Genomic DNA, 22231 nt, shown 5'->3' on the forward strand with positions numbered 1-22231 from the left:
GTCCTAGTCCTGCGCGGCGTGCCTCAGCCGTGCGAACTCCTCCGCCATCGTCGCCGCCGTCCAATGCGCGTTGAGCCCGCTGGGATTGGGCAGCACCCAGACGCGGCTGGAGCCGATCGTCCGCTCCTGCGGGCCGACACGGGCCATGCGGTCGTCGAAGGCCGCCCGGTACGCGGTCACCCCGACCACGGCCAGGAACTTCGGCCGCAGCCGCTCCACCTTGGCGCCGAGGATCCGTCCGCCCTCGCGGTACTCCTCGGCGGTCAGCTCGTCGGCCCGCGCCGTCGCCCGCGCCACCACGTTTGTGATCCCGAGCCCGTACGACAGCAACTCGGCCTGCTCGGACGGCTGGAGCAGCCGCGGGGTGAAGCCCGACAGATGCAGCACGGGCCAGAAGCGGTTGCCGGGGCGGGCGAAGTGATGGCCCGTCGCCGCGGTCATCAGCCCCGGGTTGATACCGCAGAAGAGGATGTCGAGGCCGTCCGCGACCACGTCCGGTACCAGACGGTCGCGGGCGGCCTCCAGGTCCGCCGGGGTGAACCGGGTCAGAGGATCGCCCCCGGGGTGTAGCCGGCGGCCTCCGGGTGCTGTTTCACGATCTCCTCGACGCGGGCGACGATCGAGGCGACCTGGTCGGCCGCGGCGCCCGTGAAGGACAGCTTGTCCGCCATCAGCGCGTCGAGCTCGGCGCGGTCCAGCGGGATGCGCTCGTCGGCGGCCAGGCGGTCGAGCAACTCGTTGCGCTCGGCACCCTGCTCACGCATCGCCAGGGCGCAGGCGACGGCGTTCTCCTTGATCGCCTCGTGCGCGACCTCCCTGCCCACGCCCGCGCGCACCGAGGCCATCAGCACCTTGGTGGTGGCGAGGAACGGCAGGTAGCGGTCCAGCTCCCGCGCGACGACCGCGGGGAAGGCGCCGAACTCGTCGAGCACCGTCAGGAACGTCTCCAGCAGCCCGTCCAGTGCGAAGAACGCGTCCGGCAGCGCGACCCGGCGCACCACCGAGCAGGACACGTCGCCCTCGTTCCACTGGTCGCCCGCCAGCTCGCCGGTCATCGAGGCGTAGCCGCGCAGGATCACCATCAGGCCGTTGACACGCTCGCAGGAGCGGGTGTTCATCTTGTGCGGCATCGCGGAGGAGCCGACCTGCCCCGGCTTGAAGCCCTCGGTCACCAGCTCGTGGCCGGCCATCAGCCGGATCGTCTTCGCCAGCGACGACGGCGCGGCCGCGAGCTGGACCAGCGCGGTGACGACCTCGTAGTCCAGGGAGCGCGGGTAGACCTGGCCGACGGAGGTGAAGGCCTGGGAGAAGCCCAGGTGCTCGGCGATCCGGTGCTCCAGCTCGGCGAGCTTGCCCGCGTCGCCGCCCAGCAGGTCCAGCATGTCCTGCGCCGTGCCGACGGGGCCCTTGATGCCGCGCAGCGGGTAGCGGCCGAGCAGCTCCTCGACGCGGCCGTACGCGACAAGCAGCTCGTCGGCGGCCGTGGCGAAACGCTTGCCGAGGGTGGTGGCCTGCGCGGCCACGTTGTGGGAGCGGCCGGCCATGACCAGCTCGCCGTACTCGCCCGCCAGCTTGGCGAGGCGCGCCAGGACGGCCACCGTGCGGTCGCGCATCAGCTCCAGGGAGAGCCGGATCTGCAGCTGCTCGACGTTCTCGGTCAGGTCGCGGGAGGTCATGCCCTTGTGCACCTGCTCGTGCCCGGCGAGTGCGTTGAACTCCTCGATCCGCGCCTTCACGTCGTGCCGGGTGACCTTCTCGCGATCCGCGATCGAGGTGAGGTCGACCTGGTCGAGGACGCGCTCGTAGTCGGCGATCGCCTGGTCCGGCACCTCGATCCCGAGGTCCTTCTGGGCCCGCAGCACGGCGAGCCAGAGCTGCCGCTCCAGCCTCACCTTCTGCTCGGGGGACCAGAGAGTGGCCAGCTCGACGGAGGCGTAGCGTCCGGCGAGGACGTTCGGGATACGGGGCTTTGCGGGCGCAGCAGTCACGTGTACGGATTCTACTGGCGATTCCTGCAGGCCAGATCCACGGGCCGGTTCGGCGGAACCTACGAGACGGCCGTCACGTAAGCGCTACCGCCTGCTGTCAGCGACCTCCGCCAGGATGTCCGCGTGGCACAGCTCCGGCGCACACCAGCACGCGAGGGTCTTGCCGCGCAGCTCGGGGACCCGGGCCAGCAGGTCGGGACGGCCCATGAGGTAGTCCCGGTACTTGGCCATCACCTCCTCCCGCGTCCCGTCGTGCTTCTTCTTGGACGTGTCGATCTGGAAGGGGTTGTACAGCGGGTGCTGGGCGAGGTCCCAGCCGCCCCGGGTGAGGCGGCGGCCGACGTAGACGACGTTCCTCGGCGCGTGTTCCAGCCGGGGGCCGTACTCCTGAAGGCGGCCCTTGAGGTTGATCACCTTGGTGGTCACGCGCTGCTCCCTCCGGTGGTCCCCACCCCTACACGGTCGGGCCCTCGTACGGCAGCAGTTCCGGACGCTTGGCAGGGCGGCCGTCGCCCGAGGAGCGGCCGGTCAGCCGCCGTCCTATCCACGGCAGCAGATGCTGCCGGGTGAAGCGGACGTCCGCGGTCCGGCGGGCGACCCAGCTCGGTGGCGCGGTCGGGGGCGGTGGTGTGCGCCACTCCGTATCCTCCGCCTCGTACCCGAGCGTCTGCCACACGGCTTCCGCCACCCGGCGGTGCCCGTCGGCCGTCAGGTGCAGCCGGTCCACGTCCCACAGGCGCGGGTCGGCGAGCGACGGTGCCCCGTACAGGTCGACGACGAGCGCGCCGTGCCGTGCGGCGAGGTCGTCGACACAGGCGAACAGCTCCTCCATACGGGGCCGGAAGCGCTCGAGGACCGGGCCCTGCCGGCCGGGGCTGCGCATCAGGACGAGCTGTTTGCACGACGGGGCGAGCCGCTCCACGGCTTCCGTCAGCAGCGCCCGTACGCGCCCCATGTCGCACTTGGGCCGCAGCGTGTCGTTGAGCCCGCCGACCAGGGTGATGACGTCGGCCCCCATCGCTGCGGCGAGGTCCACCTGCTCGTCGACGATCTGAGCGATCAGCTTGCCGCGCACAGCGAGGTTGGCATACCGGAATCCGGGGGTCCGTGCGGCCATCCGGCCCGCCAGGACATCGGCCCAGCCGCGGTAGGAGCCGTCGGGCAACAGGTCCGACATGCCCTCGGTGAAGGAGTCGCCGACGGCGACCAGGCTGGAGTAGGTGGGGTTCGTCTGCATGGCGCCGTAGATGCTATCCCGGCCGTCCCTACTCCATACCCACCGGTCGGTCAGTCTGCGCCGGGCCGCTCGTCGCATGCCCGCCCGCCGCCCCGCGCAGGGCGGCGGCGAAGCTCTTCACGGGGTCCGGGAGCCACCCCCGGTGTGGTTCCCGGGGGTGGCTCCCGGGCGATCGCGGCGGAGCCACGGCGTCAGGCGGGCCGACGGAGTGCACGAGCGTCAGGCAGGCCGAGGGAATCCCAGGGCATCAGGCCGGCTGGCCGAACAGCTGGCGCAGCACGTCTTCCATCGTCATCAGGCCCGCGAGGCGGCCGTCCGTGCCCAGGACCGCTGCCAGGTGGGTGCGGCTGCGGCGCATGGCCGTGAGGACGTCGTCCAGCGGGGTGGTCTCGCGCACCCGGGCGATGGGCCGCATGTCCCGCAGCCGGAACGGCACATCCCGTGGTGAGGCGTCCAGGGCGTCCTTGACGTGGAGATAGCCGACGATCCGCCGGCCCTCGTCCACCACCGGGAAGCGCGAGAAGCCGGACTGGGCCGACAACTGCTCCAGCTGTTCCGGAGTGACGCCCACCCGGGCGTAGACGACGTGCTCCAGCGGCACCACCACGTCCCGTACGGGCCGTCGGCCGAGGACCAGCGCGTCGTGCAGCCGCTCCTGCGCACGGTCGTCGATGAGCCCGGCCGCGCTGGAGTCCTTGACGAGCCGCACCAGTTCGTCGTCCGAGAACGTGGCCGCGACCTCGTCCCGAGTCTGCACCCGCAGCAGCCGGAGGAGCGCGCTCGCGAACGCGTTCACCGTGAAGATGACCGGGCGCAGCGCCCGGGACATGGCCACCAGTGGCGGGCCGAGCAGCAGGGCCAGCCGCACCGGCTCCGCGAGCGCGACGTTCTTCGGCACCATCTCGCCGAGCAGCATGTGCAGATACGTGGCCAGCGCCAGCGCGATGACGAACGACACGGCATGCCCCGCACTCTGGGGCACACCCACCGCGTGGAACACCGGCTCCAGCAGGTGCTCGATCGCCGGCTCGGCGACCACACCGAGGACCAGGGTGCACAGGGTGATGCCGAGCTGAGCCGCGGCCAGCAGCGCCGACACGTGCTCCAGCCCCCACAGCACGCTGCGCGCCCGGCGCTCGCCCGCCTCGGCGCGCGGCTCCACCTGGCTGCGCCGCACGGAGATCAACGCGAACTCGGCGCCCACGAAGAACGCGTTCGCGACCAGCGTCAACAGACCGATCAGCAACTGGACGACGGTCACCGTTCCCCCTCCTCAAGGGTGCGCGGCGCGTGCATCAGCACGCGCGCGGCCCTGCGTCCCGATGCGTCCACCACGTCCAGCCGCCAGCCCGCCACCTCGATGCGGTCACCCCTGACGGGTATGCGGCCCAGTTCCGTCGCGACGAGTCCGGCAAGCGTCTCGTACGGCCCCTCCGGCACCCGCAGCCCCACGCGCGCGAGCTGGTCGACGCGGGCCGAGCCGTCGGCCGAGTACAGCGCCCGGCCGACGGCGTCGATCCCGGCCGACGCCAGGTCGGGTGTCTCGTGCGGATCATGCTCGTCGCGCACCTCGCCGACGACCTCCTCGACGATGTCCTCCAGCGTGGCGACCCCGGCGGTGCCGCCGTATTCGTCGATGACCACGGCGATGGTGTTCTTGCCGGAGAGCCGGTCCAGCAGCCGGTCGACGGTGAGGGATTCGGGAACGAACAGCGGTTCGCGTATCAGCTGTGCTACGGACCGCAGCGGCCGCTCCTCGGCGGGCACGGTGAGGATGTCCTTGATATGGGCGGTGCCGATGACCGAGTCGAGGCTGCCGCGGTAGACGGGGAACCGCGACAGGCCCGTCGCGCGTGTCGCGTTCGCGACGTCCTCGCAGGTCGCCTGGGCGTCCAGGGCGACGACCTGGACGCGCGGGGTCATCACGTTCTCCGCGGTCAGATCGGCGAGGTTCAGGGTGCGGACGAACAGCTCGGCGGTGTCCGCCTCCAGTGCGCCCTGTCGCGCGGAGTGCCGGGCGAGCGCCACCAGTTCCTGGGGGCCGCGAGCGGAGGCCAGCTCCTCGGCCGGCTCGAGGCCGAAGCGGCGCACCACGCGGTTGGCGGTGTTGTTCAGATGCGTGATGAAGGGGCGGAACGCGCGGCTGAACCAGCGCTGCGGCCCGCCCACCCGCTTGGCCACGGCCAGCGGCGAGGAGATCGCCCAGTTCTTCGGCACCAGCTCGCCGACCACCATCAGGAACACCGTCGACAGAGCCGTGCCGATGACCAGGGCCACGGACGGGGCCGCCGAGCGGGGCACGCCCAGTGCCTCGAGGGGACCCGCGATCAGCTTCGCGATCGACGCCTCGGAGAGCATGCCGACCACCAGGTTGGTGACCGTGATCCCGAGCTGCGCACCGGAGAGCTGGAACGTCAGGTTCCGCACGGCCTTGAGAGCGCCTGCCGCGCCGCGCTCACCGCGCCGTGCGGCATGCTCCAGCTCGCTGCGCTCGACCGTGGTGAGGGAGAACTCCGCCGCGACGAAGACACCGCAGGCCACCGAGAGCAGAACCGCCACCAGCAGGAGGAGCACTTCGGTCATCGGGTCACCTCCGTCCCAGGATCGGCCAGGGGCGCGGGGACCGCGCGATCACGGGTACTGGGAGGCTCGCCCATGGACGGACGCTCACACCTTTCATGGTGGGACGGGTTGACCCCGACAGGGGGGCAGCTTGGCTCCTCCATGGTAAAGGATCGGCAAAGTGGCTCCTGTGGCTCAGTCGGTGAGCGGCTTGACCCACCTCCGCCAGTGCTCCTCGGGCGTGTACCCGGCCGCCCGCCACGCATGGTGCGCGGTCTCGTTGCGCTGCAGCACCATCGCGTCCCCGCGGCGCCCCCCGAGCCGCACGAACCGCTCCTCCGCCGCGGACAGCAGCGCAGAACCGATGCCCTGCCGCCGACTTTCCGGATGCACCGCGAGCCGGTACAGATGGCAGCGCCAGCCGTCGAAGCCCGCGATCACCGTGCCGACCAGCCGGCCGTCCCGCTCCGCGAGGATCAGGGCCTCCGGGTCGCGGTCGACGAGCCGCTGCACCCCGTCCCGGTCGTCGCTGATGCTCGTGCCCTCCGCGGCCACCTTCCAGAAGGCCAGCACGGTGTCCAGGTCCTCGGGCCCGGCGGCCCGTATCCGCAGATCACTCATGCGGTGATCCGATCACGCCGCCGACAGACAGATCCGGGAATTCCGGCATGCGGACGGAAGTGGACAGGGGATGCAAGCCGCGGGCGGCCCCCAACGGCTACGCGCCGCGCAGCGCCTCGATGACCGGTGCGAACGCCTCCATCGACGGCTCCAGGACGGTCAGGTACGTGAATCCGTACCGTTCGCGCTGCGCCCACACCTGCTCGACGATCTGCTCCAGCGTGCCGATCAGGAAGATGGGCAGTTCCAGGGCCTGTTCCGGCGTCAGGTTCGGCAGGTGCTCCAGCAGGGGGCGCACGGCGGCCTCGCGGTCCTCCGTGACGACGACCCTCTGGATCAGCACATTCAGCTCGGCGGGCTCGCCGCGGCCCGCCGCGAGCCTGCGGTACAGACCCACGCGCTCGTCGAGCTGCTCGGCCGTGATCGGCTCCAGCTGTCCCGTCGTGCTCCCCGGCACCGAGCGCGCCCCCGTGAACGCGGCGATGTCGGCGTGCTCGGCGGTGAGCTTCAGCATCCGGTCGCCGTTGGCGCCGATCAGCAGCGGCACCCGCGGTCGCTGCACGGGGCGCGGCCGGTGGTCCTCCGAGCCCAGCAGCCGGTCCAACTCCTCCACGGTGCGCCGCAGATGGTCCACGCGCTCACGCGGCGAGCCGTACGGCAGCCCCGCCTGCTCGTGCTCCGCCCGGACGTAGCCGGTGCCGAGCCCCAGCTCCAGCCGGCCACCGGTCAGCGCGTCCGTCGTCGCCACCTCGCGGGCCAGCAGCACCGGGTTCCAGAAGCCGGCGTTGAGCACGAACGTCCCCACCCGGGGATGCTCGGTCGCCTCCGCCGCCGCGACCAGCGCCGGGAACGGAGCCGGCCAGCCGATGTGGTCCGGGACGAGGATGACGTCGTAGCCGATCTCCTCCGCCCGCCGACACTTGGCGCGCCACTCGGCGGCCGGTGCGGGTTCGAGCATGTTGACGCCGAAACGGAACGGGCGTGGCATGAACTCTCCTCGTCTATAGGCGACTTGAGTACCCCACGCGATTCCATCACTCGTGCGCGATCGCCGCCAGCACATTCATGCGCGACGCACGCAACGCCGGCAGCAACGCCGCCACCACCCCCACGACCGCCGAACCCACCATGACGGCGACGACGGTGCCCCACGGGATTGCCAGCGCCTTCATGCCCTGCAGCGCCAGTACCCGCTGTGTGCACAGACCCCACACGATCCCCAGTGCCAGCCCGAGGACGGCGCCGAACACCGCGATCACCACCGACTCCAGCCGGATCATGCGCCGCAACTGCCTCCGGGCCAGTCCGATCGCGCGCAGCAGCCCGATCTCCCGTGTGCGCTCGACGACGGACAGGGCGAGGGTGTTGACGACCCCGAGCACCGCGATGACGATCGCGAGGCCCAGCAGCGCGTAGACCAGGTAGAGCAGCACCGCGATCTGGTTGTGCACCAGCTTCTTGTAGTCGGCCTGGTCGCGGGCCTGCACCTGCGGGTAGGGGGCGAGGGTCTTCTCCAGCCGAGTGCGCAACCGGTCCTTGGAGGTGCCGGGTGCCGCGTTCACGAAGAGCGCCGTGTCCTGCCCCTGCGGCACCTGCCTCTGGAGCGTCCCCATGCCGAAGAACAGCCCGCCCCGCGTACTGAAGTTGTTCGAGCCGGCCTGGTTGGTGAGCGCGCCGACCCTGAGATCGGTGCGGCGTTCGCCCGGGAACTGCACAGGGATCGTGGAGCCCAGGCGGACGCCGTGGTCCCTGGCGAACGCCGCGTCCACGGCGAGGGCGCCGTCCGCGAGCGCGGTGGCCGTGCCGCCCCGGACGTAGGTGAGGTGGGCGACCTCGTCGAGCCGCCGGTCGAAGGCCGTGGCCGTGGTCGCGATCCGCTCGCCGTCCGGCAGGACGATCGCCACGGGTGTGTACCGCTGCCGTACGACGAGCCCGGCACCCTCCGTGGCACGCACCCGGTCGGTGATCTCCTGGGGGAAGGGCTCGGGCGTTCCCGATCTGCTCTGCACCACGAAGTCCGCGCCCAGCGTCTTGTCGATCTGCTGGTCGAACGACCTGGACATGGACGTGCTCGCCACCGACATCCCGGCCACCAGCGCGAGCCCGACCATCAGGGCGGAGGCGGTTGCCCCGGTGCGGCGCGGATTGCGCAGGGCGTTGCGCTGGCTCATCCGGCCGATCGAGCCGAACAGGGCGGGGAAGGCCGCCCCCAGCACCCGGATCAGCGGACGCACCAGCAGGGGGCCCGCGATCACGGTCGCGACGAGCGTGAGCACGACACCGATGCCGAGCAGCGTGGTGGCGGGCGCGGTCCTCGTCGCCCGGGCGCAGCCCGCCAGCGCGGCCACGCCGAGCGCGCCGACGATCGCCCCCGCCACCGCGCGCAGCGTCAACGGCCGGCCGACACCGGCGACCTCGGCGTCAGCGAGAGCCGCCATGGGGGAGACGCGGGCCGCGCGCCGGGCCGGGAGGTAGGCGGCGACGAAGGTGACGCCGACCCCGACCGCGTAGGCGGCGACCGGAGTGACCCAGCCGATCACCATCTCGGTCGACCTGATGTTCATGCCGAACACGCTCATCAGCCGGATCAGCCCGGCCGCCAGCCCGACCCCCGCGGCCAGCCCCAGCGTCGAGCCGACCAGGCCGAGCAGCAGCGCCTCGGTCAGCACGGACCGGCGCACCTGCCGCCGCTCGGCGCCCAGGGCGCGCAGCAGCCCCAGCTCGCGGGTGCGCTGGGCGATCAGCATCGAGAACGTGTTGACGATGAGGAACACCCCCACGAGCACGGCGATACCGGCGAAGCCCACCATCACGTACTTGATCACGTCGAGGAACGCGCCGAGCCGGTCGGTGTCGGACTTGGCCTGTTCCGCCGCGGTCCTCAGGTCGTACGAGGTCGAGCCGATCGCGTCGGAGATCCGCTGTTTGAGCCGTGCGTCGCTCACGTCCGGTGCCGCGTCGACGGAGATGCTCGTGGCCACGTCCGTGCGGCCCAGCAGCCGGGTCTGCGCGGTCGGCGTGTCCAGGAAGACCAGGGCGGCGCCCGGGTTGGTGGTGGTGAAGGTGGCGATCCCGGCCACGCGCACCTTGAAGGACCCGGGACGGGCGACCACCGTCAGCGTGTCGCCGATCCGCACGTGCTTGTGCCGGGCGGTGTCCGCGTCCAGCAGCGCCTCGCCGGGACCCTGCGGGGCGTGCCCGGACGTGAGCCGGACCGGACTGTGCTTCGTGGCGGACCAGTTCCTGGCGATGGTGGGCGCGCCGGTGGTGGGACCCACCGGATCGTTCCTGCGGTCGACGACCGTGATGTCCTGGACGGCGACGTCGGCATGCGCGGCGGCGACGCCGTCCACCCGGGCCACCCGGGAGGCCAGCGAGGCCGGAAGGGTCGGCGTCGCCCCGGACGGGATCCGGGACGGCAGGTCCTGGCGGGGGCTCACGGTGACATCGGCCGCCGTGGAGGCGAACAGCCGGTCGAAGGTCCGGGAGACCGTGTCCGAGAAGATCAGGCTGCCCGCGACGAACGCCACCGACAGGAGCACGGCCAGCGCGGAGAGCGCGAGTCGTCCCTTGTGCGCGAGGAAGCTGCGCAGCGTCGCCTTCAGCATGGTCGCACCGGTCCGACGTCCTCAGTTCTCGCGGCCGGACGCGCCGTCGAAGACCGCCCGGACCGTGTCGAAACGCTTCATGCGCTCCAGCACGGCCTCGGCAGTCGGCCGCTCCATCTCGTCCACGATCCGCCCGTCCGCCAGGAACAGCACCAGATCGGAGTGGGCCGCCGCGCCCGGATCGTGGGTGACCATGACGACGGTCTGCCCCAGTTCGTCCACGGCCCTGCGCAGGAACCCCAGCACCTCGAGCCCCGCCCGGGAGTCCAGGTTGCCCGTCGGCTCGTCCGCGAAGATCAGCTCGGGGCGGGAGGCGAGCGCCCGGGCGCAGGCGACGCGCTGCTGCTGCCCGCCGGACAGCTGGGAGGGCCGGTGCCCGAGCCGGTCCCGCAGCCCCAGCGTGTCGATCACCTGGTCGAGCCATTCCGGGTCGGGTTTCCTGCCCGCGATGTCCATGGGCAGCGTGATGTTCTCGGCCGCGTTCAGCGTCGGGATCAGATTGAACGACTGGAACATAAAACCGATGCGGTCCCGGCGCAGCCGGGTCAGCTCGCGGTCCTTCAGGCCCGTGATCTCCGTGTCGCCGAGCCACACCTGCCCCGCCGACACGGTGTCGAGGCCCGCCAGGCAGTGCATCAGCGTGGACTTCCCGGAGCCGGAGGGGCCCATCACCGCGGTGAAGCGGCCGCGCGCGATGTCCACGTCGACCGAGTCCAGGGCGAGCACCGCCGTCTCTCCCGAGCCGTACGCCTTCGTCAGGCCCCGGGCGCGGGCGGCGATCCCGTCCGCCTCCGCGCGACCCGGGACGTGCTCAGCTGCAGCAGTGGACAAGACGGCCTCCTTCGTCGACGTCCCGACGCTTTGGTCTTCCCCGTCCCGGCCGAGCGTAATGTGATGCACCGCACACCGGATATCCCCCCAGGCCGGGCCGGTCTCCCCGGTCGCCCGCTTGCCGGTGCTAGCAATCCGGCGCTAGCGTCGAGGTATGGCGAAGACCCAGCTGAACGTGAGGGTGGACGAGGACACCGCCCGAGCCGCCCGCGAACGTGCCCTGGAGCGCGGTATGAGCGTCAACCGGTACATCGAAGAGCTGGTGCGACAGGACACCGGGGAAGCCGGCCACACGTTCGTCGAGGCCGCCGCCGACTTCATGAAGCAGTACGAGTCCGTCTTCGCCGAGGAGTTCGGCACCGGCCGCGAGGGCTCGCCCGAGCACACCGACGAAGGTCGCCGCTGACCGTTGAGCCACCTCAGAATCGACCTCGCCTGGCTGCTGATGGTCGCCGAACAGAAGACGCCCGGAGATCCCCAGGTCACGGACTGGGGCGCGCTCGTCGCCGCCGTCAGCCGGCACGACGCGGAGATATTCGGCGTCGCCGTCTACGACACTCCGCACGCCCGCGCGGCCGCCCTGCTCCAGCTGCTGCTGCACGTTCCGGCACTGGAACGCTCCAACGCGCTGTTCGCGTCCGCGGTCGCCTACGCCTATCTCGTCGCCAGCGGCGTCAAGGTCGTCACCTCACCGGAACAGGTGCGGGATCTGGCCCGGCTGGTCAAGAGCGGGGACGCCTCCGTGCACGACATCGCGCAGGAGCTGCGCCAGTGGAGCCTGTGACGGCTACTCCGGAAGGCCGGGCCGCCAGGCGGTGCCCAGCACGCAGTACGAGGTGGGCAGGGGCGGTCCCTTCTCCGGCATGAGCAGCCGCCGGTACGGGCCCAGTTCGAAGCCGGCGGCGCGCAGGGCAGCCACCGGGTCCCGGGAGAGGTGGCAGCCGCCGCTGAGCGGTGGCCACACCGTGCGGTCCAGGGCGCGCTGGGCGTACCGCATCACGGGCCCGCCGCCCGCGCCGTGCTCGTAGAACCGCAGGGTGCCGCCGGGCCGCAGCACCCTGCGCACCTCGCCGAGGGCCCGGGACACGTCCCGCACGCTGCACAGCACCAACGAAAGGACCGCCGCGTCGAAGGCCTCGCTCTTGACCGGCAGCGCCTCCGCCGCGCCCGGCACCACGTCCACCGGGACGTCGGCACGCAGGGCGGCCTCGACCGCCTTGTGCCGCAGCAGCCGCTCGGGTTCGATCGCGACGACCTCGGAGACGGTGCCCGGGTAGTGGGCGAAGTTCAGGCCGTTGCCGGCGCCGATCTCGATGACCCGGCCGGAGAGCCCGGCGAGCAACCGTTCGCGTACGGCGCCCAGTCCGAGGCGCGTCTCGGCGGCGACGCTGAGCCGGGCGTAGGAGCGGGCGAAGAGCGGATGGTGCACGGAGTCCCGCGGCACCGCGCGGGAGCGGACGGACCGCAGCGGCATGGAGCACCTCCCGGACAGGACGGGCGTCAACCGCATTCTGCCCCGCGCACGTCCCAGGCATCCGCGCCGCACGGACACTCGCGCATCCCGACCGGTCACTGACCGACGCCGACGTGAGCGTTTCCTCCCTCGCGGCTCACGAGGCGGCCGCCGGGCTCTACGGCGCGAATCTCGACGCGAAGCTCACGGCGTCCCACGTCCCGCCCAGTCGGGGCGCCAGCCAGTCGGCGGCCTCGGCCCGGAAGACGGCGGGTGCGCGGGACCCGGCCCCCGTGGGCAGCGCGCCCAGCAGCGGGGCTTCGGTCACCGTCGGAAGGTCCGCCAGGTTGCAGCGGGAGGCGAGGTCCGGGGACTTCGGCCAGCTGCCGATGACCACGCCCGCGGGCTCCAGCTGCCGGCGCCGGAGTTCACGTACGGTCAGCTCCGTCGAGTTCAGCGTGCCGAGGCCCGCCGACGCCACCACCAGCACCGGCGCGTCCAGCAGCTGTGCCGCATCGGCCAGGGTGCCGCCCTCGTCGTCGAACCGTACGAGCAGCCCGCCGGCCCCTTCCACGAGGACCAGGTCGTGCTCGGCGGCCAGTTTCGCGGCGGCCTCCGCCACCTCGTGCGGCCGCACGGGCGCCGTCCCGGCCCGCCGGGCGGCCGTCGCGGGCGCCAACGGCTCGGGGTAGCGGGCGAGTTCACGCGTCGTCACCGCCCCCGCGAGCCGGGCCACCTCGTCGGCGTCCCCGCGCTCGTCCGGCCGTACCCCCGTCTGCGCGGGTTTGAGCACCGCCACGGAACGCCCGGCGGCGACGGCCACCGCGGCGACGGCGGCCGTCGTGACCGTCTTGCCGATCTCCGTGCCGGTCCCCGTGATCACCAGTACCGTCATGTCACCCTTCCCGTGCCGCCGCGCACACCGCGCGCGCGATCCGTGCCACGTCCGCGTCCCCGGTCACGTACGGCGGCATCGTGTAGACGAGGTCCCGGAACGGCCGCAGCCACACCCCCTCGCGCACCGCTGCCCGGGTCGCCGCCGCCATGTCCACCTCGTGGTCGAGCTGCACGACACCGATGGCGCCGAGCACCCGCACATCCCGCACCCCCGGCAGGTCCGCCGCCTCGGCGAGTCCCCCCCTGAGGCCCGTCTCGATCCGCTTGACCTCCGACCGCCAGTCCTGGCCGAGCAGCAGGTCCACCGAGGCGCACGCCACGGCGGCCGCCAGCGGGTTGCCCATGAACGTGGGCCCGTGCGCGAGCACCGGCACCTCGCCCCGCGAGATCCCGTCGGCCACCCGAGGTGTGCACAACGTCGCCGCCATCGTCAGGTAACCGCCGGTCAGCGCCTTGCCCACGCACATCACGTCCGGTGTCACCGCCGCGTGCTCCGCCGCGAACAGCGCGCCCGTACGCCCGAACCCGGTGGCGATCTCGTCGAACACCAGCAGCACGTCGTGCGCGTCGCACGCCTCCCGCAGCACCCGCAGATACGCGGGGGAGTGGAACCGCATCCCGCCCGCTCCCTGCACCACCGGCTCCACGATCACCGCGGCCAGCTCGTCCGCGTGCCGTTCCACCAGGACGCGCAGATGCTCCGCGTACGCCTCCTCGTACTCCGGGGGCGGCGCGTCGGCGAACACCTGGCGGGGCAGCACGCCCTGCCACAGCTCGTGCATCCCGCCCTCGGGGTCGCACACGGACATCGGCTGCCAGGTGTCGCCGTGGTAGCCGCCGCGCCAGGTCATCAGGCGCCGCTTGTCCGGACGGCCGAGCGAGCGCCAGTACTGCAGGCACATCTTGACCGCGACCTCGACCGACACCGACCCGGAGTCCGCGAGGAACACATGCTCCAGACCCTCGGGCGCGATGTCGACCAGGAGTTTCGCCAGCCGGACGGCGGGCTCGTGGGTGAGCCCGCCGAACATCACATGGCTCATCCGCGCCAGTTGTGCGCGCGCGGCCTCGTTGAGGACCGGGTGGTTGTAGCCGTGGATCGCCGACCACCAGGACGACATCCCGTCGACCAGCTCTCCCGAGCCGTCCGCGAGCCGCAGCCGCACCCCGCTCGCCGACTCCACGACGAGCGGCTCCTGCCGTCCCGGCATGGGACCGTACGGATGCCAGACGTGCTGCCGGTCCAGGGCCAGCAGCACGTCAACGGGCAGGTCAGGCATTGGGCGCGAGGTCCGTTCCGGCACCGCGACGGCGTACGGCGACCAGGTCCGTACGGGGCTCGTCTACGGACGGCACCGCGGCGGAACCGCACACACCGCCACGCTCGTGGGAGCCGCACCCGTCACCCTCATGGGACCCGCACCCGGTGCTCTCGTGCGAGCCGCACCCGCCGGCCGCGGCCCGGTGCCCCGGCAGGGTCACCTGGTCCGTGCCCTCCACCTCGAACCCGGCGTCCGCGATCATCTCCAGGTCCGCCTTGCCCGCCTGGCCCTCACTGGTGAGGTAGTCGCCCAGGAAGATGGAGTTGGCCAGATGCAGGGCGAGCGGCTGCAGGGTACGGAGGTGGACCTCGCGGCCGCCCGCGATGCGCACCTCGGCGTCCGGGCACACGAAGCGGACCATCGCCAGGATCCGCAGACACCGCTGCGGCGTCAGGTTCCACTCCTTGGCGAGCGGGGTGCCCTCGAACGGGATCAGGAAGTTCACCGGAACGGAGTCCGGGTCCAGCGCACGCAGCGCGAAGACGACGTCGACCAGGTCCTCGTCGCTCTCGCCCATGCCCGCGATGAGGCCGGAACACGCCGACAGACCGGCGGCGTGCGCCTTCTGCACCGTGTCCACCCGGTCGGCGTAGGTGTGCGTGGTGGTGATGTCCCCGTACGTCCCCTCCGAGGTGTTCAGGTTGTGGTTGTAGGCGTCGGCGCCCGCCGCGCGCAGCCGTTCGGCCTGGCCGTCGGAGAGCAGGCCGAGGCAGGCGCACACCTCGACGCCCTCGTTCTGCTCCTTGATCGTCTTGATGGTGCCGGAGACCCGCTCCACGTCCCGGTCGGTGGGTCCGCGACCACTGGCGACGAGACACACCCGCTTGGCGCCGCCCGCGACACCGGCCGCGGCGGCCCGGGAGGCCTCGTCCGGCTTCAGCCAGGTGTACTTGAGGATGTCCGCCTTCGAGCCGAGCCGCTGGGAGCAGTAGGAGCAGTCCTCGGGGCACAGGCCGGACTTGAGGTTGACGAGATAGTTGAGTTTCACCCGTCGGCCGAACCAGTGGCGGCGCACCTTGCCGGCCGCGGCCACCACATCGAGCACGTCGTCGTCGGAAGTGGCGAGGACGGCGAGAGCCTCCTCGCGGGTCGGCGGCTCGCGCCGCAACCCCTTGTCCACCAGCGTGTTCAGCAGGTCCATGAGAGCCGATCCTGTCCTACGGGACCGCCCCGGGCCAAGGAGAGTTTGCACAACAGAGACGGTTCGAGGTGTGGGTATTGCCACATCCTGGGCGGCCGGTCGTCCCGTTAGGGTCTGTGCACTGCCTACAAAACCGCGGAGGAGCCATGGCGTTCGGCTGGATCGACGAGCAGGCACAGGCACGCCGCCGGGCCGGACTGGTCCGCACCCTGCGCCCCCGCGCCGCCGACTCCCGGCTCCTGGACCTCGCGAGCAACGACTACCTGGGCCTCGCCCGGCACCCGGAGGTCGTCGAGGGCGCCGCGGAGGCGGCTCGGCGGTGGGGCGGCGGTTCGACCGGCTCACGGCTCGTCACCGGCACCACCGAGCTGCACGGTGAGCTGGAACGCGAACTGGCCGAGTTCTGCGGCTTCGAGGCGGCTCTCGTCTTCTCCTCCGGTTACGCGGCCAACCTCGCGGCCGTCACCGCGCTCGCCCCGCACGGCTCCCTGATCGTCTCGGACGCGGGCAACCACGCCTCGCTCATCGACGGCTGCCGGCTGGCGCGCGGCACCACCCAGGTCGTCGCGCACGCCGACCCCGACGCCGTGCGCAAGGCGCTCGGCACCCATGAAGGGCCCGCGGTCGCGGTGTCCGACACGGTCTTCTCGGTGGACGGCGACGCGGCACCGCTGGCCGAACTGGCGTCCGCCTGCCGCGCTCACGGCGCCGGGCTGGTCGTCGACGACGCGCACGGACTCGGCGTCCTCGGGGCCGGCGGCCGGGGCGCGCCGCACGCGGCCGGGCTCGCGGGCGCGCCGGACCTGGTGGCGACGGTGACGCTGTCGAAGTCGCTGGGCAGCCAGGGCGGCGCCGTCCTCGGACCGGCGCATGTGATCGACCATCTGGTCAACGCGGCGCGGACTTTCATCTTCGACACCGGGCTCGCCCCGGCCGCGGCGGGCGCGGCACTCGCGGCGCTGCGTATGCTGCGCCGCGAGCCGGAGCGCGCCGAGCGGGCCCGCACGGTGGCGGCGGCCCTGCACGACCGTCTCAGGGCCGAGGGCCATGAGACGGTGCGTCCGGACGCCGCCGTGGTCTCCGTGCGGGCACCCTCCCCGGAGCACGCCGTACGGTGGGCGGCCGACTGCCGGGCGGCCGGGGTCGTCGTGGGCTGCTTCCGTCCGCCGTCCGTGCCGGACGGCATCTCACGGCTGCGGCTGACCGCCCGTGCGGATCTCACCGACGGGCAGGTGGAGCACGTCGTGCGGGTGATCGGCGAGACGCGACCGTGAGTCGGCGAGACGGCCGTGCATCGCGCGTCACGGGGACCTGACCCGTACACCGTCGTACGGGGGCGGTCCCCCGGAAGGGCCCTTGGCGCAGCGACCCGGAATGTGGCTCGAAATCGGCTCGCTCACCGCCGATTTCCGCCGATGGACATGGTCAGTTCAGCCCTTTCAGGAACTCCTTCCACGCTTCGGGGCTGAACGTCAGGGCCGGTCCGGTCACCTTCTTGGAGTCGCGTACGGCCACCCGTCCGACCCAGGGACCGGGGCCCGGACGGGCGGTCTCGACGCAGTTGTTCATTCCCGTGCTACGGCTGCTGCGCAACCACCGCACACCGTCGAGACAGGTGCTGGAAGGGATGTGGGGGGCTGACATGGTGCCTCCTTACGCGTCGCCGGCCAACGCGGCGATGTAATCCAACGATTCCTCGGGCGAAAGGGCGTGGATCTGAAGGGACGTGAAGGCCTCGCTGTAGGCCTGGAGGTCTTCTTTCCGCTCGAGATAGAGGCTACTCGTCAAGTGGTCGAGAACGACTACATCCAGATCGGATCTGCTCGGAAATGAGAAGATAACGAAAGGCCCGGTGATGCCGATGTGGGCCCCGGCGGTGAACGGCAGGACCTGGAGCCGTACTTGGGGCAGCCGGGCCGCCTCCAGCAGGCGCCTCAGCTGCCGCGCCATGACCCCCGGCCCGCCGATCTCCCGCCGCAGCACCGCCTCGTCCAGGACCGCGCTCAGTTCCAGAGGCGGATCCGCGCGCAGCACGTCCTGGCGGGCCAGCCGCACCTCCACCAGGGCGTCCAGCTTGGCGTCCTCCAGGGTGCCGACGGCGGCCAGGGTCACGGCCCGGGCGTACTCGGGCGTCTGCAGCAGGCCCGGCACCACGGACGTCTCCAGGGTGCGCATGCCGCTCGCCTGGGACTCCAGGCTGATGAAATCCCGGTAGGTCGGCGGCAGCACCCCGCGGTAGGCGTGCCACCAGTTCTGCCGGCCGCCGCCGTCCTCCGAGCCCGCCAGCACCAGCAGCAGGTCCCGCAACTCGGGATCCTGGGCGCCGTACGCGTCCAACAGCAGGCGTACGTCGGCCGGCTTGACCCCGCTGGAGCCCGTCTCGATCCGGCTCACCTTCGACTGGTGCCAGCCGACGAGGCCGGCCGCCTCCCCGCTAGTGAGCCCCGCCCGGGCGCGCAGGGCGCGCAATTCGGCGCCGAGTTTGCGGCGGCGCACCGCTGGTCCGTACTGCATGGCCGACTCCTTCCGCACGGCGCGCGGTCTCACGGCGAGACGGTAGAGGATGAGCCCGAGCGCGCCCCAAACTCGCTCGGTCGTCGCAGAGTTCACCGCTTCGAGCGACAGATATATGCATATCTCGGGGGATCGGGCCCTGCAGGGCCCAGGTGGTGGCAGGCTGGCGCGCAGCACCAAGTCCGGGACCGTTACTCGAACCAACCGCTCCGTGTCGGACTCCGGTCCCGTGGGAAAGGGACGACGTCGCCATGGCAGACCATCAGGAAGCATCCGTCACTCTGCCGAGCGATCCCGCCTCGGTCTCCGCCGCCCGAAAATACGTCTCGAGCGTTCTCGTCGAATGGGGGATGCCCGGCGACGCCGAAGTCGCCGACACCGTCCGCCTGATCGTGTCCGAACTGGCCACCAACGCCGTGCAGCACACCCTCGGACAGTCGCCCACGTTCACGGTCGACATCGCGCTCGACCGGGACGAGTTACTGCACATCGGGGTCACCGACAGCCACCCGCGCTTCCCCAAGCGCCTGCCGGCGGCCGTGCAGCAGGACAACGGGCGGGGCATGGTGATCATCCGGTGTCTGACCGCCGAGTGCGGCGGGAAGCTCAGCGTGCGGCCCACGCGCGAGGGCGGCAAGACGGTCGCGATCGAACTGCCGTGGACGAAGCCGATGCAGCCGGTCGCGGCATCACCGGGACCGGAAGAAGCGTGAACGGTGCTCGCGCCGGGCCGCCGCCGTGCGTGGCGCGGTCGGGGATCCGGCGGTCACCGGGGCCCCTCGGGCGGCTCTAGGTCCGCAGAGTTCTCCGGCCCTCGGGAAACCCGCCGCGGTGCGACGACCGCGCGCCGCACCACCCAGGGCAGGACGCGCCACAGTGACACGCACACCAGCAGCGTTCCCGCGCCGGCCGCGATCCCGGCCACGCGGCCGAGGGACACGTCCACGACCAGCAGGACCGATCCGGTGAACGCCAGCATCAGCACGCCCATCCCGATGGTGGCCAGACGGGAGGAGACCTTCACGATGACGGGCTTGGCGTTCTGCTGGAACAGCGACCGGTGCAGCGCGGCGGGCGCCGTGAACAGGGCCGCGGCCAGCATGGCGAGCAGGAGCGTCACCACATAGGTGACGCGCTGGACCGTGTCCAGGGTCGGGAAGCGCTGGGTGAAGGCCAGCGTCAGCAGGAACGCGAACAGGATCTGCACCCCTGTCTGGGTGACACGCAGCTCCTGCAGCAACTCGGCGAAGTTGCGGTCGGCACGCTCCAAAGGGGTCTCGCGTCGTGCCTGCTCGGGAGGTCGATCGGCCATGGTCAACGAGTATCCGGTTCTCCTCTCCTCACGCCCGCCCCGGTGCGTCCGCTCCCCGGGGTGGCGGGCGCGCACCCGCGATGCGTTCGCGCGCGTGCATGGGAGCGTTCAACACCCTGTGCGCCGTCTGCGCCCGGTGTGCGCTGTGTGCCCCCTGCGCCGGGTGGGCTCGAGGGGCAGCATGGAGCGCGTCGCGGGGCGACGGCAGACCACCGCCGTCACCCCGCCGTACGGCCTCAGCGGACGCGGCCGTACCAGACGCTCTTCGTCCAGATCTTCTCCAGCCTGACGACCGCCCCGGTCTTCGGGGAGTGCCAGATCTTGCCCTTCCCGGCGTAGATGCCGACGTGGTAGACGTTCCGGCCCGAGTGGAAGAACACCAAGTCCCCGGCCTGCCGCTGGGAGGCGGAGATGTGCCGTGTCTTGTTGTACTGCGCCGCCGCCGTCCGGGGCAGGGTCTTGCCCGCCTTCTTGAACGCGTACAGCGTCAGCCCGGAGCAGTCGAAGCGACGCGGTCCCGCGGCGCCGTACTGGTAGGGGGATCCCTTCTTGGACGCCGCGACCTGCAGTGCCTTCGTCGCCGGGGTCGCGGCCGAGGCGTCGGAGGCGATGCCGGGGACCGCGATGCTGCCGCCGACGGCGGCGATGGTGAGGGCGGAGGCCGTTCCGGCCCGGCCCAGCAGCGACGGGACTCGATTGAACGCAGTCATGCGCAACCCTTCGTCAGCCGCCTGTGAAGGATGACCTGTCGGATTCGGGCTGGCGAAGTAGCCCGGCCGCTGACGCGGCTTCACCCCAAGGACCGCCCGGATCTCTCCGGCGGCCCGCCTTGCTGGGTCCTCCACTCCTGCCGATCCACTCCTGTCGACCGGTCATCCGGGCGGCGGCAGGACTCGGCGTCCGCCCGGACCGCCCCGCCGCGGTGGCGGGGGCTTGTCGTCAGGAAGGGATCTTCACCTAAAGGCATCGGAAAATCACAACGGAATCGGGGGTTTGTGGCATTACTCACCACTCGCCCGTTCGGGTGGACAACCTTTTGTTCGAAGGGTGTTGAGGGGGCGGACGAGGCCGGGACCTGCACCGGAGCAGATCATTCCGCCCCGGCGCTACACACGTTGTGCGACTTCTCCGGGCCCCCGGGGGGAGAGAGAACTACCCGGTCGGCGGTACCCCGTTCGGCCCGCTTGGGCAACCTCGCGCCATGCGTGGAGGGCTCACTCGCCGTCAGTCCGGGCCCGGCGGCACGGTGACGCGGGCGGCGCGGCGCTCGCCGTCGAGGACACGGAGGGCCCGGGCGAGGGTGGGTCCGTGCACCTCGTTCTCCCCGCGCTGGTGCATCAGCGTCAGCGCGTCGCGCAGCGCCGTCGCCTTGGCCACCAGGGCCTGGGCGGCGCGCAGACCGCGGTAGGTGTCCCCGGAGTGTGCCGGGTTGATACGGCCGAGCAGGTCGACCACGTCGAGATAACGGTCGATCAACTCCGCCTCCGCCCGGGTCAGCGCCGGCAGCGGGGGCAGTTCCGGTGGCAGCATCCGCGGCTCACCTCGCGCCGGGCGCGGTGCGCGAGGCCCTGCGGCTCGGGATGACACGGTCGATCAGGCCGTACTCCACCGCCGCCGGTGCGTCGAAGATCGTGTCCCGCTCGATGTCGGCGGCGATCCGCTCCGGGCTCTGCCCGGTGTGCCGGACGAGCATCTCCTCCAGGCGGCAGCGGATCCGCGTCAGCTCCTCGGCCTGGATGACCAGGTCGCTGGCCTGCCCCTGAACGGGCTCCGGCAGGGACGGCTGGTGGATGACCATACGGGCGCCGGGCAGTGCGAACCGCTTGCCGGGTGTGCCCCCGGCGAGCAGGACGGCCGCGGCGGACGCCGCCTGTCCGAGGCAGATCGTCTCCACGTCGCAGCCGACGTACTGCATCGTGTCGTAGATGGCGGCCATCGCGCTGAAGGAGCCGCCGGGGGAGTTGATGTACAGCGAGATGTCCCGGTCCGGATCCAGGTACTCCAGGTGCATGAACTGCGCCATCACGTCGTTGGCCGACGTGTCGTCGACCGGCGCTCCGAGGAACACGATCCGCTCCTCGAGAAGCTTCGCGTACGGATCGAGGGTCCGGTGCCCGTAGCCGGTGCGTTCGGTGAACTCGGGCAGGACATGGCGGGCGGACGGTCGGTTCATGACATGCGCCTCCTTGGGCTGGCTCCGTAAAAAATGTACAGGACGTACGTTCCTCTGGAGTGGGAAGCATGCTGTCAGCGAAAACGGCTGCGCGGCGGACCGAGCCCGCCCACGGCCCCCGCCTCCGTCCCGGGAGGCCGGTGCAGGCCTCGGTCTAAGCTGGACGTCATGGCCTACGAGATTCCGGTGACGCAAGCCAGGGCTGAGCTCGCCGATCTGATCAACCGCGTGGTGTACGGCGGCGAGCGCGTCGTCGTGACGCGGCACGGAAAGCCTCTCGTCGCCCTGGTCTCCGCCGCCGACCTCGAGCGGCTCGCCGCCCTGGACGCTGCTGAGGAGCAGGTGATCAGCTCGGTCTCCAGCGTCCGCGAGGCCGGCTCCGCCCCCCGCGAACGCCGGCGCTTCGGGATCGCTGCCGAACACCGGCGACCGGACGCCTCCTGACGGCGGGCCGGTGACCGGGCGCCTCCCGACAGGGGCTAAGCCTTGATCCACCGAGGTGGTTCGAGAGTGATCTCTCGATCGAGTTCTGAGTCCGCTTTGGACTGGTGGCTGGGTGGGGGCGGGTGGTA

25 protein-coding genes and 1 riboswitch are annotated in these 22231 nt (G+C 71.7%); of the genes, 5 read left to right on the plus strand and 20 right to left on the minus strand.

Going from position 1 to position 22231, the window contains the following annotated elements; genetic code table 11:
• Positions 1 to 3: 3 nt before the first annotated feature.
• The 10 genes from mug to ACFYZE_RS29985 form a co-directional block, all read right to left on the minus strand.
• Positions 4 to 549: a G/U mismatch-specific DNA glycosylase gene (mug, locus tag ACFYZE_RS29940; RefSeq protein ID WP_389000806.1), complete on the minus strand. Its 546-nt coding sequence runs from the start codon at positions 547 to 549 to the stop codon at positions 4 to 6.
• Entirely contained in the window at positions 546 to 1988 is a 1443-nt protein-coding gene (gene purB, locus ACFYZE_RS29945; RefSeq protein WP_389000726.1) for an adenylosuccinate lyase, read from the minus strand. The genes mug and purB overlap by 4 nt, the downstream gene beginning before the upstream one ends.
• 84 nt (positions 1989 to 2072) lie before the next feature.
• Complete coding sequence (locus ACFYZE_RS29950) at positions 2073 to 2414, minus strand: DUF4326 domain-containing protein (protein WP_389000728.1); 342 nt, start codon at positions 2412 to 2414, stop codon at positions 2073 to 2075.
• Between the two features lie 28 nt (positions 2415 to 2442).
• Positions 2443 to 3225 carry an SGNH/GDSL hydrolase family protein gene (locus tag ACFYZE_RS29955; protein WP_389000731.1) on the minus strand — a complete coding sequence of 261 codons (783 nt, stop codon included), beginning with the start codon at positions 3223 to 3225 and terminating at the stop codon, positions 2443 to 2445.
• A 247-nt stretch (positions 3226 to 3472) separates the two neighbouring features.
• Positions 3473 to 4486, minus strand: coding sequence for a hemolysin family protein (locus ACFYZE_RS29960; RefSeq protein ID WP_389000734.1), 1014 nt, complete (start codon positions 4484 to 4486; stop codon positions 3473 to 3475).
• Complete coding sequence (locus ACFYZE_RS29965) at positions 4483 to 5808, minus strand: hemolysin family protein (protein WP_389000737.1); 1326 nt, start codon at positions 5806 to 5808, stop codon at positions 4483 to 4485. The genes ACFYZE_RS29960 and ACFYZE_RS29965 overlap by 4 nt, the downstream gene beginning before the upstream one ends.
• Before the next feature lie 174 nt (positions 5809 to 5982).
• Positions 5983 to 6408: a GNAT family N-acetyltransferase gene (locus ACFYZE_RS29970; RefSeq protein WP_389000740.1), complete on the minus strand. Its 426-nt coding sequence runs from the start codon at positions 6406 to 6408 to the stop codon at positions 5983 to 5985.
• 97 nt (positions 6409 to 6505) lie between these two features.
• Positions 6506 to 7396 (minus strand): LLM class F420-dependent oxidoreductase, encoded by an 891-nt coding sequence (locus ACFYZE_RS29975; RefSeq protein ID WP_389000743.1) that lies wholly within the window; start codon positions 7394 to 7396, stop codon positions 6506 to 6508.
• 46 nt (positions 7397 to 7442) lie between these two features.
• On the minus strand, positions 7443 to 10016 hold the full coding sequence (locus tag ACFYZE_RS29980; RefSeq protein ID WP_389000746.1) for an ABC transporter permease: 2574 nt from the start codon (positions 10014 to 10016) through the stop codon (positions 7443 to 7445).
• A gap of 21 nt (positions 10017 to 10037) precedes the next feature.
• Positions 10038 to 10847, minus strand: coding sequence for an ABC transporter ATP-binding protein (locus ACFYZE_RS29985; RefSeq protein WP_389000749.1), 810 nt, complete (start codon positions 10845 to 10847; stop codon positions 10038 to 10040).
• A 154-nt stretch (positions 10848 to 11001) separates the two neighbouring features.
• Here ACFYZE_RS29985 and ACFYZE_RS29990 point away from each other — a divergent pair, with 154 nt between their 5' ends.
• Together ACFYZE_RS29990 and ACFYZE_RS29995 are read left to right on the plus strand one after the other, a co-directional pair.
• The gene (locus tag ACFYZE_RS29990) at positions 11002 to 11253 is read left to right on the plus strand and encodes a toxin-antitoxin system HicB family antitoxin (RefSeq protein ID WP_389000752.1); all 252 of its coding nucleotides are present in this window, start codon (positions 11002 to 11004) and stop codon (positions 11251 to 11253) included.
• A 3-nt stretch (positions 11254 to 11256) separates the two neighbouring features.
• Positions 11257 to 11631 carry a fic family toxin-antitoxin system, toxin component gene (locus ACFYZE_RS29995; protein ID WP_389000755.1) on the plus strand — a complete coding sequence of 125 codons (375 nt, stop codon included), beginning with the start codon at positions 11257 to 11259 and terminating at the stop codon, positions 11629 to 11631.
• Positions 11632 to 11634: 3 nt separating this feature from the next.
• On the opposite strand, the gene ACFYZE_RS30000 is transcribed toward ACFYZE_RS29995, so the two are convergent.
• The 4 genes from ACFYZE_RS30000 to bioB all read right to left on the minus strand — a co-directional run bounded on the left by ACFYZE_RS30000 (position 11635) and on the right by bioB (position 15660).
• Positions 11635 to 12321, minus strand: coding sequence for a class I SAM-dependent methyltransferase (locus tag ACFYZE_RS30000; protein WP_389000758.1), 687 nt, complete (start codon positions 12319 to 12321; stop codon positions 11635 to 11637).
• 157 nt (positions 12322 to 12478) lie between these two features.
• The gene (bioD, locus tag ACFYZE_RS30005) at positions 12479 to 13195 is read right to left on the minus strand and encodes a dethiobiotin synthase (protein WP_389000761.1); all 717 of its coding nucleotides are present in this window, start codon (positions 13193 to 13195) and stop codon (positions 12479 to 12481) included.
• A 1-nt stretch (position 13196) separates the two neighbouring features.
• A complete protein-coding gene (locus ACFYZE_RS30010; protein WP_389000764.1) occupies positions 13197 to 14477 on the minus strand; it encodes an adenosylmethionine--8-amino-7-oxononanoate transaminase in 1281 nt (426 codons plus the stop codon).
• Positions 14470 to 15660: a biotin synthase BioB gene (gene bioB, locus ACFYZE_RS30015; RefSeq protein WP_389000767.1), complete on the minus strand. Its 1191-nt coding sequence runs from the start codon at positions 15658 to 15660 to the stop codon at positions 14470 to 14472. The genes ACFYZE_RS30010 and bioB overlap by 8 nt, the downstream gene beginning before the upstream one ends.
• Before the next feature lie 146 nt (positions 15661 to 15806).
• Between bioB and ACFYZE_RS30020 the strand changes: the two genes are divergently transcribed.
• Complete coding sequence (locus tag ACFYZE_RS30020) at positions 15807 to 16934, plus strand: 8-amino-7-oxononanoate synthase (RefSeq protein WP_389000770.1); 1128 nt, start codon at positions 15807 to 15809, stop codon at positions 16932 to 16934.
• Between the two features lie 151 nt (positions 16935 to 17085).
• Here ACFYZE_RS30020 and ACFYZE_RS30025 read toward each other — a convergent pair whose 3' ends face one another.
• Together ACFYZE_RS30025 and ACFYZE_RS30030 are read right to left on the minus strand one after the other, a co-directional pair.
• On the minus strand, positions 17086 to 17304 hold the full coding sequence (locus ACFYZE_RS30025) for a DUF397 domain-containing protein (RefSeq protein WP_389000772.1): 219 nt from the start codon (positions 17302 to 17304) through the stop codon (positions 17086 to 17088).
• Positions 17305 to 17313: 9 nt separating this feature from the next.
• A complete protein-coding gene (locus ACFYZE_RS30030) occupies positions 17314 to 18174 on the minus strand; it encodes a helix-turn-helix domain-containing protein (protein WP_389000775.1) in 861 nt (286 codons plus the stop codon).
• 251 nt (positions 18175 to 18425) lie between these two features.
• Between ACFYZE_RS30030 and ACFYZE_RS30035 the strand changes: the two genes are divergently transcribed.
• Positions 18426 to 18887, plus strand: coding sequence for an ATP-binding protein (locus ACFYZE_RS30035; protein WP_389000778.1), 462 nt, complete (start codon positions 18426 to 18428; stop codon positions 18885 to 18887).
• Between the two features lie 53 nt (positions 18888 to 18940).
• Here the strand turns inward: ACFYZE_RS30035 and ACFYZE_RS30040 are convergent, their stop codons facing one another.
• From ACFYZE_RS30040 to ACFYZE_RS30055, 4 genes are all read right to left on the minus strand, one after another.
• On the minus strand, positions 18941 to 19486 hold the full coding sequence (locus ACFYZE_RS30040; RefSeq protein WP_389000781.1) for a DUF6328 family protein: 546 nt from the start codon (positions 19484 to 19486) through the stop codon (positions 18941 to 18943).
• 236 nt (positions 19487 to 19722) lie between these two features.
• Complete coding sequence (locus tag ACFYZE_RS30045) at positions 19723 to 20196, minus strand: C40 family peptidase (protein WP_389000784.1); 474 nt, start codon at positions 20194 to 20196, stop codon at positions 19723 to 19725.
• 3 nt (positions 20197 to 20199) lie between these two features.
• Positions 20200 to 20395: riboswitch (cyclic di-AMP (ydaO/yuaA leader) on the minus strand.
• A 315-nt stretch (positions 20396 to 20710) separates the two neighbouring features.
• Positions 20711 to 21016, minus strand: a complete 306-nt coding sequence (locus tag ACFYZE_RS30050) for a hypothetical protein (protein WP_389000787.1) — start codon at positions 21014 to 21016, stop codon at positions 20711 to 20713.
• A 7-nt stretch (positions 21017 to 21023) separates the two neighbouring features.
• Positions 21024 to 21659, minus strand: a complete 636-nt coding sequence (locus tag ACFYZE_RS30055) for an ATP-dependent Clp protease proteolytic subunit (protein ID WP_389000790.1) — start codon at positions 21657 to 21659, stop codon at positions 21024 to 21026.
• Positions 21660 to 21827: 168 nt separating this feature from the next.
• Here ACFYZE_RS30055 and ACFYZE_RS30060 point away from each other — a divergent pair, with 168 nt between their 5' ends.
• Complete coding sequence (locus ACFYZE_RS30060) at positions 21828 to 22103, plus strand: type II toxin-antitoxin system Phd/YefM family antitoxin (RefSeq protein ID WP_389000793.1); 276 nt, start codon at positions 21828 to 21830, stop codon at positions 22101 to 22103.
• Positions 22104 to 22231: the final 128 nt, after the last annotated feature.

The organism is Streptomyces sp. NPDC001796 (assembly GCF_042892355.1).
In the GTDB taxonomy this organism is placed as follows: Bacteria; Actinomycetota; Actinomycetes; order Streptomycetales; family Streptomycetaceae; genus Streptomyces.

What these genes read in the sequence shown, in the direction of transcription:
- ACFYZE_RS29955 (WP_389000731.1), bottom strand. Translation starts at nt 3,225, where the DNA reads ATGCAGACGAACCCCACCTACTCCAGCCTGGTCGCCGTCGGCGACTCC.
- ACFYZE_RS29965 (WP_389000737.1), bottom strand. Translation starts at nt 5,808, where the DNA reads ATGACCGAAGTGCTCCTCCTGCTGGTGGCGGTTCTGCTCTCGGTGGCC.
- ACFYZE_RS29970 (WP_389000740.1), bottom strand. Translation starts at nt 6,408, where the DNA reads ATGAGTGATCTGCGGATACGGGCCGCCGGGCCCGAGGACCTGGACACC.
- ACFYZE_RS29975 (WP_389000743.1), bottom strand. Translation starts at nt 7,396, where the DNA reads ATGCCACGCCCGTTCCGTTTCGGCGTCAACATGCTCGAACCCGCACCG.
- ACFYZE_RS29980 (WP_389000746.1), bottom strand. Translation starts at nt 10,016, where the DNA reads ATGCTGAAGGCGACGCTGCGCAGCTTCCTCGCGCACAAGGGACGACTC.
- ACFYZE_RS29990 (WP_389000752.1), top strand. Translation starts at nt 11,002, where the DNA reads ATGGCGAAGACCCAGCTGAACGTGAGGGTGGACGAGGACACCGCCCGA.
- ACFYZE_RS30000 (WP_389000758.1), bottom strand. Translation starts at nt 12,321, where the DNA reads ATGCCGCTGCGGTCCGTCCGCTCCCGCGCGGTGCCGCGGGACTCCGTG.
- bioD (WP_389000761.1), bottom strand. Translation starts at nt 13,195, where the DNA reads ATGACGGTACTGGTGATCACGGGGACCGGCACGGAGATCGGCAAGACG.
- ACFYZE_RS30010 (WP_389000764.1), bottom strand. Translation starts at nt 14,477, where the DNA reads ATGCCTGACCTGCCCGTTGACGTGCTGCTGGCCCTGGACCGGCAGCAC.
- bioB (WP_389000767.1), bottom strand. Translation starts at nt 15,660, where the DNA reads ATGGACCTGCTGAACACGCTGGTGGACAAGGGGTTGCGGCGCGAGCCG.
- ACFYZE_RS30020 (WP_389000770.1), top strand. Translation starts at nt 15,807, where the DNA reads ATGGCGTTCGGCTGGATCGACGAGCAGGCACAGGCACGCCGCCGGGCC.
- ACFYZE_RS30025 (WP_389000772.1), bottom strand. Translation starts at nt 17,304, where the DNA reads ATGTCAGCCCCCCACATCCCTTCCAGCACCTGTCTCGACGGTGTGCGG.
- ACFYZE_RS30030 (WP_389000775.1), bottom strand. Translation starts at nt 18,174, where the DNA reads ATGCAGTACGGACCAGCGGTGCGCCGCCGCAAACTCGGCGCCGAATTG.
- ACFYZE_RS30035 (WP_389000778.1), top strand. Translation starts at nt 18,426, where the DNA reads ATGGCAGACCATCAGGAAGCATCCGTCACTCTGCCGAGCGATCCCGCC.
- ACFYZE_RS30040 (WP_389000781.1), bottom strand. Translation starts at nt 19,486, where the DNA reads ATGGCCGATCGACCTCCCGAGCAGGCACGACGCGAGACCCCTTTGGAG.
- ACFYZE_RS30045 (WP_389000784.1), bottom strand. Translation starts at nt 20,196, where the DNA reads ATGACTGCGTTCAATCGAGTCCCGTCGCTGCTGGGCCGGGCCGGAACG.
- ACFYZE_RS30050 (WP_389000787.1), bottom strand. Translation starts at nt 21,016, where the DNA reads ATGCTGCCACCGGAACTGCCCCCGCTGCCGGCGCTGACCCGGGCGGAG.
- ACFYZE_RS30055 (WP_389000790.1), bottom strand. Translation starts at nt 21,659, where the DNA reads ATGAACCGACCGTCCGCCCGCCATGTCCTGCCCGAGTTCACCGAACGC.
- ACFYZE_RS30060 (WP_389000793.1), top strand. Translation starts at nt 21,828, where the DNA reads ATGGCCTACGAGATTCCGGTGACGCAAGCCAGGGCTGAGCTCGCCGAT.